Source organism: Pedobacter jaeyakensis (assembly GCF_054461315.1).
Genome location: NZ_CM136921.1, coordinates 3,974,719 through 3,986,037, shown reverse-complemented (window position 1 = coordinate 3,986,037; position 11,319 = coordinate 3,974,719). Strand labels below are relative to the sequence as shown.

At 38.9% G+C, this 11,319-nt stretch carries 9 protein-coding genes; 4 read left to right on the top strand and 5 right to left on the bottom strand.

The window, feature by feature from the left end:
• Positions 1-93: 93 nt before the first annotated feature.
• From ACXZ1K_RS17705 to ACXZ1K_RS17690, 4 genes are read left to right on the top strand one after another with little or no spacing between them, the layout of a single operon-like run.
• Positions 94-1,059, top strand: a complete 966-nt coding sequence (locus tag ACXZ1K_RS17705) for a formylglycine-generating enzyme family protein (protein WP_458971011.1) — start codon at positions 94-96, stop codon at positions 1,057-1,059.
• 42 nt (positions 1,060-1,101) lie between these two features.
• Positions 1,102-2,427: a Gfo/Idh/MocA family protein gene (locus ACXZ1K_RS17700; RefSeq protein WP_458971010.1), complete on the top strand. Its 1,326-nt coding sequence runs from the start codon at positions 1,102-1,104 to the stop codon at positions 2,425-2,427.
• A 14-nt stretch (positions 2,428-2,441) separates the two neighbouring features.
• Positions 2,442-3,449 carry an FAD:protein FMN transferase gene (locus ACXZ1K_RS17695; protein WP_458971009.1) on the top strand — a complete coding sequence of 336 codons (1,008 nt, stop codon included), beginning with the start codon at positions 2,442-2,444 and terminating at the stop codon, positions 3,447-3,449.
• Between the two features lie 41 nt (positions 3,450-3,490).
• Positions 3,491-4,426, top strand: a complete 936-nt coding sequence (locus ACXZ1K_RS17690; RefSeq protein ID WP_458971008.1) for a hydroxypyruvate isomerase family protein — start codon at positions 3,491-3,493, stop codon at positions 4,424-4,426.
• 8 nt (positions 4,427-4,434) lie between these two features.
• On the opposite strand, the gene ACXZ1K_RS17685 is transcribed toward ACXZ1K_RS17690, so the two are convergent.
• From ACXZ1K_RS17685 to ACXZ1K_RS17665, 5 genes are all read right to left on the bottom strand, one after another.
• Positions 4,435-5,508 carry a PA0069 family radical SAM protein gene (locus ACXZ1K_RS17685; RefSeq protein WP_458971007.1) on the bottom strand — a complete coding sequence of 358 codons (1,074 nt, stop codon included), beginning with the start codon at positions 5,506-5,508 and terminating at the stop codon, positions 4,435-4,437.
• Positions 5,509-5,552: 44 nt separating this feature from the next.
• Positions 5,553-6,785: a carboxypeptidase-like regulatory domain-containing protein gene (locus tag ACXZ1K_RS17680; RefSeq protein WP_458971006.1), complete on the bottom strand. Its 1,233-nt coding sequence runs from the start codon at positions 6,783-6,785 to the stop codon at positions 5,553-5,555.
• A gap of 96 nt (positions 6,786-6,881) precedes the next feature.
• Positions 6,882-7,703, bottom strand: a complete 822-nt coding sequence (locus tag ACXZ1K_RS17675; RefSeq protein WP_458971005.1) for an enoyl-ACP reductase FabI — start codon at positions 7,701-7,703, stop codon at positions 6,882-6,884.
• 81 nt (positions 7,704-7,784) lie between these two features.
• A complete protein-coding gene (gene recN, locus ACXZ1K_RS17670) occupies positions 7,785-9,443 on the bottom strand; it encodes a DNA repair protein RecN (RefSeq protein ID WP_458971004.1) in 1,659 nt (552 codons plus the stop codon).
• A 104-nt stretch (positions 9,444-9,547) separates the two neighbouring features.
• Positions 9,548-11,314 carry a M56 family metallopeptidase gene (locus ACXZ1K_RS17665; RefSeq protein WP_458971003.1) on the bottom strand — a complete coding sequence of 589 codons (1,767 nt, stop codon included), beginning with the start codon at positions 11,312-11,314 and terminating at the stop codon, positions 9,548-9,550.
• Between the last annotated feature and the right edge of the window lie 5 nt (positions 11,315-11,319).

The following is an 11,319-nucleotide window of genomic DNA, read 5'->3' as shown; positions in this document are numbered from 1 at the left end:
TTGACACAATTTATCCTCCTAAATTTTGGTTTATGAAAATTTGCTTCTATTTTAGAGTCTGTTAGGTTAGGTTAAATAATATCAAATTGTATAATGAGCATAAAATTGTCTTTACTATTTCCATGCCTATTGGCAGGGTTATGTGCGTCTGCGCAGGATAAGCCCAAGTCTTATAAGCAGGAAATTACAGGTACTAAACTGACTTTCGACATGGTAGGAATACCTGGTGGAGAGTTCCAAATGGGGAGTAAAAAAGGAAACCCTGACGAATTGCCGATTCATAAAGTTAAGATTGATCCTTTCTACATGGGTGCTGTTGAAGTAACCTGGGATATTTATGAACCATTTTTGTATAAGAATTATGAGGTTTCTCAAAGTGTAACGCCTATTCCCGCTAACGTGGATGCTGTAACGCGTCCAACAAAGCCATATTTGGATATGACTTTTAAAATGGGTAAAGAGGGGCAACCTGCGCTTGCGATGACACATTATAATGCAATTCAATATTGTAAGTGGTTGTATGCCAGAACTGGTATCTTTTACCGACTACCCACTGAAGCTGAGTGGGAATACGCTTGTCGCGCAGGAACAACTACAGAATATTCTTTTGGCGACGATGCCTCAAAATTAACTGACTATGCTTGGTACGCCGCAAATAGTGGAGACAAAACACATTTAGTGGGGAAGAAAAAGCCAAATCAATGGGGATTATATGATATGTATGGAAACGTTGCAGAGTGGACTTTCGATCAATACAATGAAGATTTCTATGCAACCGTCAAAGATGCTAAAGCAAATAATCCAATTTCAGTACCAACAAAGCTGTATCCAAATTCAGTTAGGGGAGGGGCATATAACGATGAGCCAAAGGATACCAGGTCTGCATCTAGATTACCTTCAGATAAAAGTTGGAAACAATTAGATCCCCAAATCCCGAAAAGTAATTGGTGGTTTCCGGAAGCACCCTTTGTTGGGATGAGGCTTGTAAGACCAGTCGTTCCACCTTCAAAAGCAGAAATTGACGCGTACTACGACAAAGCGCCAATAAAAGATAACTAAATAATTCACACAAACTTTAACCAATCTATAAACCTAAACTACATGAATAACGAAGAAATGCGTGATACACGCCGGGATTTCCTGAAAACGTCGGCACTGGTTGCCGGCGGTGTAATGATAAATGGTGTTGCATTTGCGAGTGGCGGTGCTCATTCATCCGTTGATGATACCATTAAAATTGCCCTGATTGGTTGCGGTGGCCGCGGAACTGGTGCCGCTGTACAAGCACTTATGACCAAGCAGAATCTAAAACTGGTTGCAATGGCCGATGCATTTGGGGACCGCCTGGAAAGTGCATATAAAGAACTTTATGAAAAGTATCCGGAAAAGATCGACGTTCCGAAAGAGCGTAGATTTGTGGGTTTGGATGCTTATAAAAAAGCAATAGCCCTTGCAGATGTTGTTTTACTTGCAACTCCTCCTGGTTTTAGGCCAAGTCATTTTGAAGAAGCAATTAGCCAGAATAAGCATGTCTTTATGGAGAAGCCGGTAGCGGTTGATTCTCCTGGCGTTCGTAAAGTTCTGGAGGTAGCAAAGATTGCACAACAGAAAAAACTCAATGTCGTTGTGGGATTGCAACGCAGATATCAAACCAACTATCGTGAAGCCTTAAAACGTATTGAAGATGGCATGATGGGAGACATTACCGGAGGTCAGGTATACTGGAATAGTGGTGGTGTTTGGGTAAAACCCCGCGAAGCAAATCAGACAGAAATGGAGTATCAAATGAGAAACTGGTATTACTTTAATTGGCTTTGTGGAGATCATATCGTAGAACAACATGTCCATAACATAGATATCGCAAATTGGGTAAAGAATGCTTATCCAGTTTCGGTTCAGGGTACAGGAAGCCGTGCATGGAGAACTGGTAAAGACTATGGTGAAATTTATGACAACCATTCTGTAGAACTTACTTATGCCGACGGCGCGGTAATTCATAGTCAATGTCGTCACTTCGAGGGTATTGATAACCGGGTTGATGAGAGCTTCCAGGGAACGAAAGGACGTATTTATTTGTCTGCAGGGAATGAGGCAAAAATATGGGATACGAAAGGTAATTCCTTGTATAACTATAGCTCAAAAACAAATAGAAACCCTTACGAAGTGGAGCATGAAGAACTCTTTGCAGCCATCGCTAAAGGTGAATATAAATTCTGGGATGCGGAACGCGTGGCAAAAAGCTGCTTAACAGCCATTATGGGTCGTTATGCTACTTATTCTGGAAAAACCATCACTTGGAAAGAGGCAATGGAAGCCAATAATAGTCTGTTTCCAGAGCGCCTTGCATGGGACGCAAAACCGAAACTACTGCCTGATGCGAATGGATTGTATCCGATCCCTACCCCGGGCGTAACTAAAGTGATCTAATTCAGTTGATCTGAATGTATCTTTTTTTTAAGCACTTGATTTTTCTTACGGTACTGTTGTTTTTTCTTCCCCAGAGGAAGGAGAAACAACAGTACATTATACAAGGATTTGCTCAGGGAACTGATTATACAATTAAATATTTTGCGACAGATAGCTTGGTTACAAAAGCCGCAATTGATAGTATCTTATTAAAAATCGATTCGTCAATGTCGCTCTACAAGCCGTATTCCGAGATTTGTAGATTTAACTCATCGGTTCACGGCCTAAAAATCGATAAGCATTTTGCTGCAGTGATACGCAAATCCTTTGAAATCTATAAGGCAACTGCAGGTAAGTTTGATGTAACTGTAAAACCATTAGTGCAAGCCTGGGGTTTCGGTCCACAACCTATATCCGATTTTCCCGATAGCACAACTATTCTGAGCTTGCTACAGTGCACTGGAATGCGTCATCTAAAATTAAGTGGTCAATTCCTGCACAAAAACAAATCCTGCACTCAAGTTGATCTCAATGGAATTGCACAGGGTTATTCTGTTGATGTTGTTGCCAACCACCTTTTAAAGAATAGTATTAATTCGTTTATTGTTGAAATAGGTGGTGAGTTGAGAATTGAAGGCTTTCGGCCTGATGGGAAATTGTTTAAGATCGGTATTGAAGGTCCGGCAGATACAGATCATACAGAACCCTCTGTAAAGCATGTGATCAGTCTAAGCTCAGGAGCTATAACAACATCCGGGAATTACAGGAAATTCCTGCAACAAGGCAGTCGAAAGATTTCGCATCTTATTGACGCTAAAACAGGTTACCCATTACAAAATGAGATGATCAGCGTAACCCTTTATGCGAAGGATGCAATTACTGCAGACGGGTATGACAACGCAGTGATGGCTATGCATGTTGATGAAGCTTTGAATTTTGCAAGATCAAAAAAACTGGAGGCTTATATCATATACCATGATCGGGAAGGGAAAGTTAAAGATATCATGACAGCCGGATTTAGAAAGATGATTGTGGATGAATAATATTTTTTAAATTAGTGATAACCAAAACTTAAACCATACATATGAACAGAATTGATTTTTTGAGAAATAGTCTAGTAGCAACTGGAGCCGTTATAACCGGATCTGCCACAAATGCTCTTGCAAATCCAGACTTGCGTCCTGATATAGCAAAATTAGCAGGAAAGACTTTTAATTTAGACTATGCCCCTCATGAAGGCATGTTCAGAAATAATGCAGGCAACAGTTTTCTTGATCAGATCCAATATATGTACGATCAGGGGTTCCGTTCTATTGAAGACAATGGTTTTTTAGGAAGGTCTGTGGAGGATCAAACAAAAATCGGGAATCTTCTTGCCAAATTGGGAATGCGGATGGGGGTATTTGTGGTTGATGGTGGCGACAATTGGAAAATATCACTCACTACGGGAAAAAAAGAGTTTAAAGATAAATTTATTGATACCTGCAAGCGTTCTGTGGAAGCGGCAAAAAGATGTAATGCCAAATGGCTTACTGTAGTACCAGGATTTTATGAGCGTCATCTCCCATACGGAAATCAGTTTGCTAATGTCATTGATGCCATGCGTGCCGGAGCGGAAATCTTCGAACCTCATGGCTTGGTGATGGTGTTGGAAACACTTAGCGATACACCCGAACTGTTTTTGCAACAAACGCATGAAACTTATGCGGTTTGCAAAGCTGTAAAAAGTCCATCTTGCAAGATCTTATTCGATATTTATCATATGCAGAAAACCGAAGGACAGTTAATGGTAAATATGGACAGGTGCTGGGATGAAATCGCCTACATACAGATTGGTGATAACCCTGGCAGAAATGAACCAACAACCGGCGAAATAAATTATAAAAACCTTTTTAAACATTTATATGAGAAGGGTTATAAGGGTGTAATGGGTATGGAGCATGGTAACTCAAAACAGGGAAAAGAAGGAGAATTGAGGGTAATCCAGGCTTATAGGGAATGTGATAATTTTTTAGTTTAATTGATATTTTAAAAAAGACTAAGCTGGTCTTTTGGCACACTAAAAATGCTATGATCCAGCTCAGTTCTTTTCTGGTTGAGGTGGTTCAACCTGCAATGCAGTTTGAAGTTGTCACTAATCAGCTGTGCAATGTTTCCGTCTCCACGCATTCTATCGCCAAACCTGCTATCGTTTACATTACCACGATGGCAGGATTGAATCATGTGCCAGACTTTTTCGAACCTGTCAGGATAATTTTTCCTTAACCAATCTTCGAATATTGTACCGATAGCCCCGTTCAGTCTTACAATAGTGTACCCTGCAGCAATTGCACCAGCATTTGCTACTGCTTTTAAAACGGCAGGAATTTCATGATCACTTAAGCCCGGCACCAGTGGCGCTACCATAACTCCTACAGGAATTCCAGCCTTACTCAATTCTTCCACTACTTTTAAGCGTTGCTTAGCAGTTGTAGTCCGGGGTTCCATTTTAGACCTTAATTTTTCATTTAAGCTATTGATCGATACGTAAACCATACATAAATTAAGACTGGCCATTTCTTTTAAAATATCCATATCTCTTAAAATCAATGAGTTTTTAGTGATCATCCCTATGGGCTGTTTGTATTCCAGGGCGATTTCAAGTAACCTTCTGGTAATTTTGAACTTTCGTTCTGCCGGTTGGTAGCAATCGGTATTCCCCGACAGCGAAATTGTACTGGCATCCCAACCCTTACGTTCCAGGAACTTTTTAAATAACACCGGGGCTTCGGTTTTAACAATGATCTTGCGCTCAAAATCAAGTCCGGCACTAAAGCCCCAATATTCGTGTGCATTCCTGGCATAACAATATGTACATCCATGTTCACAGCCCTGGTAGGGATTTAGTGAATATGCCATTCCAACATCCGGACTGTCAACTTTATTTACAATTGATTTTGATCGACCAAGTATAAATGATGTTTTCTGCGCTTCCTCTTCCCAATCGTCTATACCTTCATCATGTTCCCGGACATAATCATTTTTTGCAAACCTATTATGGGGATTAACTTGTGCCCCGCGCCCTCTATGGTAGTTTTCGGGAAGATCGTTACTGGAATCCATTTTATAAAAATACTAATATTATTAGTATTTTTACCAGAAAAGTTTTACTTTTTTGGCTCTGGGATATAATCCATTGGAACCATATCAGCTACCTTTTCATATGCCCAATAGCCTTCGTATAAAAGAGATCTTGGATCGAAAATACTGCCATTCTCATAAAAGCTAGCAGGTCTCAATAATTGATAAACAACAGAGATTTGGAAATTTGGAATGTCTTTTGGCCTGGTTACACTGTGCCCGGAAAATTGCGTGTAGTCTTTCGACTCTTTTTCTTTAGTGTAGATTACATAAAGCGCATCCGTATAGTTGATGGATTTCACATCACTAAACATATCTTTCACAAGGGTATCTACTTTCACTTCAGATCGGTTTAAAATAGATAGCATCAAAGGCTCATTCTTTTTTTCTCTCCAGTACTTGAGTGAATCAGTAGGCGCATCAGACAGTTTGGTGCCACGGGCATAAGTCCTTACAAAGCGTTTCAAATTGGCATTTATTATGCTATCAGCTGGTCGGTCTTTGTTAGGTATTTTAGCTACTTTATGTATAACAAAGCCATCTTCCTTGGTTCGATGATGGTATAACGAATTAAAGAAGTGCTGCGAGGAACCTAAGTAAGCAGCTTCTCTCACTTTCGAATAACGCTTTCTTTTGGATTCAGCTTTCTCCATTTCCTCAAAGTGCGGGTGACCTGCGTAAAATAGCACATTTTCTTTAGCATCATTTTCAAAATAAGTAAGTAGGTATTTAATTCTGTAACCCAATGCTTTGTTCTCTATGATCAAAAAGTCGGAGGCCGTAACAGTTAGTACCTTCGTATCCTTATTATAGTCTGTCTGGATAACTTCAGGATTGGTAATCACACACTGCTCTGCATTGGGTGTATTACCAATAAATGATTTCTTAAATATGCTGAGGTAGTTTCCACGATTGGGGTCGGGTTTAATTTCAACCTCACTCAGCTGGGTTACATTTTCCACAAGTATGATTTCTATACTAACAGATTTGTCGAACAGGAGAACGTTTTTTGTTTGAGGTAAGAAGCCAATTACTTGTACTAAAACATCATAATTACCCGGTTTTAGATTTCCCAAGGAAAACTTACCTTCATTATTAGCTACTGTAGCAATTTTATATCCACTTAAGTAAATTGCGGCTCCAGGCAAGGTTTCTCCTTTTTTATCCTTTATGATGCCAGTTATAGCATATGAGTCCTGCCCATAACAAATGCAAGACCATCCGAAAAGAAATGTAAGCGTTAATATGCAGCGGACCATCACACTAATGTAACCAATAAAGTGTTGCCCACAAAAGAAAAAATCCCGGCCTGTCGAGGGCCGGGATCTCTATTAAAGTTCTTTAGACATGTAAATTTACACTTCTGTACTTACACCTAATCTTTGCATCACGTCATCGCTAACGCCAGTAGAGGAGTAACCGCCATCATGAAACAGATTTTGCATAGTTACCATGCGGGTAAGATCAGAGAATAGCGTAATACAGTAGTCTGCACAAGACTCTGCGTCAGCATTTCCAAGTGGAGCAACAGAATTTGCGAAATCGTAAAAATCACCAAATCCCTTTATACCAGTTCCAGCTGTCGTTTTTGTAGGAGACTGAGAAACAGTGTTGATACGAACTTTTTTGTCCACTCCATAATGATAGCCAAAGCTTCTTGCGATTGATTCAAGCATTGCCTTTATATCAGCCATATCAGTATAGAATGGGTAAGTTCTTTGAGCAGCCATATAAGTTAACGCTACAACTGAACCACCTTCATTGATCGCGTCTAATTTTTTAGCCACAGCCAGCATTTTATGAAGTGACATCGCAGATACGTCTATTCCTTTCATAAAGTAATCGTAATTGGATTCAGTATATGGAATCTTCTTACGTATGTTAACGCTCATACCGATTGAGTGCAAAACAAAATCTATCTTTCCGCCTAATATCTCTTGAGATTGGGTAAACAAATTTGTTAATTCTTCAACATTGGTAGCATCTGCAGGGATAATCTGCGAACCTGTTTTTTCAGCAAGTGCGTTGATCTCACCCATTCTCATCGCAATTGGGGCATTGGTTAATACAAATGTAGCTCCTTCTTCATGCGCTTTCTCTGCAACTTTCCAGGCAATGGAATTCTGATCCAATGCGCCGGTAATGATACCACGTTTACCTTTTAATAAATTATACATATATCTTGGTTTTGTTATGCTATATTAATTTATCGAAAGTAAGAAAAATATGAAAGATATAAGGAAACGATATGTAAAGAATTAGTTTGCAGTGAGTAGTTCCTTCGCATTCTGCAAGGCAGATTCTCCAGGGTTTTTACCGCTCAGCATTTCGGCAATAACTGCTACTCGTTCATTTGCTTTCAGTTTTTTTATGCCTGTCGTGGTACGTTCATTACCTTCTTGTTTATAAACAAAATAATGTGATTGCCCTTTTGCTGCAATTTGGGGTAAATGAGTAATACAAATTACCTGCATATTTAGCGCTAGATCACCAATCACATTTCCCACACGCACAGCTGTTTCACCAGATATACCTGTATCTATCTCATCAAAAATTAGCGTTGGCAGTGATGTATGTTTCGCAAGTATAGATTTAATAGAAAGCATTAGCCGGGATAGTTCTCCTCCGGATGCTACTTTTGCCACCGGTGCAGGTGGCTGACCGCTATTTGCTGAGAATAGCAGGTTTATGGCGTCTTTACCATCTTTATTAAATTCTAAAAGTGGTTGTTGCTCTAATTTAATCCTGGCGTTTGGCATACCAGCATTGGTCAATATAGCTATAACTTGTTCTTCTGTTTTTTTAATAGATTGCTTTCGGTTGGCAGAAAGTGTGGACGACATCTTTTCAAGCTTTGAACTCATCTCTATTAATTCCCTCTCCAATTTTACAATGGTCTCATCACTATTTAAAAGTGCGTTCAAGCTATCAGACAGCTTTTCCTTTACCTCAATCAGTTCCCTGTTGGTATTCACTTTGTGCTTTTGCTGTAAGGCATTAATTGTATCCAGTCTGCTATTGAGTTCTGATATGCGGGTTGGATTAAATACGATTTCTTCTTCCAGGGCATTTATCTCCGCAGCAATGTCTTTAACCTCAATTAAAACCGAACGGAGCCTTTCATTTAACGTTTGGTAGTCGGCACTAAACCCTCCAATGGCCTGTAATTGATTAGCACCTTCTTTTAGTAAGGTAGTGGCAGCGGATTCCTGATCGTCAATCAGCTGTGCGGCATTCAACAAGTTACGTTTGATATTCTCTGAATTATCAAGCAATTCCAATTCGGCTTCTAGCTTCTCCTGTTCATCTTCCTTCAAGGCTGCGGCTTCCAGTTCATTAAAAAGAAACTGTTCATAGTCCTGCTTTTTTCGAGCCTCATCCGCATCTGTTTTTATTAGAGTGAGTTGTTGCTGAGCTTTCTTAAACGATTTGAAAAGATTGCGGTAATCCGTAAGTAACAAACCGTGATTAGCAACGGTGTCGATTACGGATAGCTGGAATGCAGGATCGTTAATTTCTAACGTTGCATGCTGGGAATGTATATCAATTAGTCGTTCTCCAGTCGCCTTCATAACGGTTAAGGTAACAGGGGTATCATTTATAAATGCTCTAGATTTACCATCAGTAGAAATTTCCCTTCTTAAAGTGGTTTCCTGATAGAAATCAATATCATTTTCCTCAAAAAAGACCTTTAGTGAATTATCTGACAAGGTGAATTGACCTTCAATTATGCATTTTTTATCCTGATTGTAAAAGTACCTGGTTTCTGCACGCTGACCTAAAATCAGAGATAATGCACCCAGCATAATAGATTTACCCGCACCAGTTTCGCCAGTAATAATATTCAAACCTTTGTCAAGTTCAAGGTCAACACTGTCGATCAATGCGTAATTACGGATAGTGAGTTTTTGTAGCATAATACACTGCTAAATTATGAAAACTAAATCAATCAGTGTTTACCCAAAGACATAAAAAAGGCAGAAGAATAATCTCCTGCCCTTGGTTTTAATGTGTGGTGAGGCTAAAATGTGCTTGCTGTAGCGGGATCTGCGATATAAACAGAATTATTACGAACTGTTAGGTCTGATTTAATGCCTTTTTTTTCTTTAAGTTTCTTTAAGTCTTTGTCAAACTTTTCTTTCAACTTTTTGTACTCTGGAGTTTTCTGTAATTCTTTCAATTCTTCCAGTTGTTTTTTATTTTCTGGCGATGTGAACATTAGCCTAAATGCTTCTCCATTTTTGTGGAATTCCTGAACTTGTGCCTTAAATTCTGCACTGTTTGCCTTTTTGGCAAGTTCTAAAGCATTTTTACTTAAGGCCAAAGTTTGGGCTTTAAATTCAGGAGATCGAAAAAACTTGAGTTGCTCCTGCATTTGTGCTTTAAATTCTGGCGATTTCAAAAACTTTGTTTGGGTCTCTATTTGCGCTTTGAATTCTGGCGATTTTAAAAAGATGGTATTTAATCTCAATAATGAATCAAGACCTTTGAAATTATCAAACTTGAAACTAAAATTAGACGAAGAGTCTAAAATCAAATTAAGCTTTAAACTATCAGGAACTTCTTTTAAAGAACGATACTCCTTCTCATTTCCCTTTTCATCAATGGTTACAATTTTAACAGTCCTCTTTTTCTTAGTAGTGTCCGCTAACACTGCAGTTTTTTTAATAGGAGTAGTATCGTTCACGCTAAAAATTTTTGATGCGGTACCATTCTGTTTATTTATTGCTTTTACGAGCTCCTCTTTTTTAGTATTTACAACAGTTTTTAATCCTTTACTAATTTTAGTTGGGCTTACCCAAGCCAGGGATATAACAGTTGCTAATGTTAAGGTAATGGCAAACAGCTGCTGTTTTGCATTCATGTAATTTGTTTTCATATCCGTGATTCGTTTTATACGTTGATACAAGTGTTGATTTTTTCCTGTTGAGGCCATGGCAAATGCCGGGCTTGATTTATCTTTTAGGATTTCCAGTTTCAATAATGCATGGGCATAGTTTAAGGGGCTTCCCGTAAACCTTACCACCAGATCGTCACATGCATGCTCTCTCTCAATATTGATAAGCTTGCTACTTAACCATACAAAAGGATTAAAGAACAGTACTGTTTCAATTACGGTTTTGATTAGATTTAGTAAGTAATCGTTCCTCCTAATATGAGACAGTTCATGAATAAGGATGGCTTCTACCTGACTGGTGTCCAATTGAGTTGCTAAGGCAACCGGAAAAAGCACAATGGGCTTTAGGTAGCCAATTACCAGCGGCACATTCACATGTTCAGTTAGATAAAAGCTTATCTTTTGATGAAGGTTCAAGTGAATAACAAGATTATTAAAAATATCTTGCCAGTGTTCAGGTACCCCAATGTGCAATTCTTTTTTAAGTTTATTCAATTTTAAGTAACCCTTGCATAGTACAACTGTCTGTAAAATTAAGCCTAACAGATACACGCCAACAAGATATGGGAATGTATGTTCGGTTCTGTTGTTAATTTCCTGGGGTAGACTTAGAATTTGTTCAAAATGCCTGGTGCCGGTATTTTCTAGATAGCCAAGGCTTACTTGTGTATTTTGAATAGGCAGCTTAAAGATTGAAAAGAAGGCAATACAGAAACCAACAAACATAAGACACAATGCGCCATAGGCCATGTTGTGTTTCGTTCTTGCCTTTATCCCGGGTAAGGTATTTATGAGGAGTAATAACACTCCATACACTATTGCACCTTGCCATAAGGAATGAAAAATACTCCATCCAATTGCTTTAATGAGGTTGTTTACAATTGCTTCCATAAAAA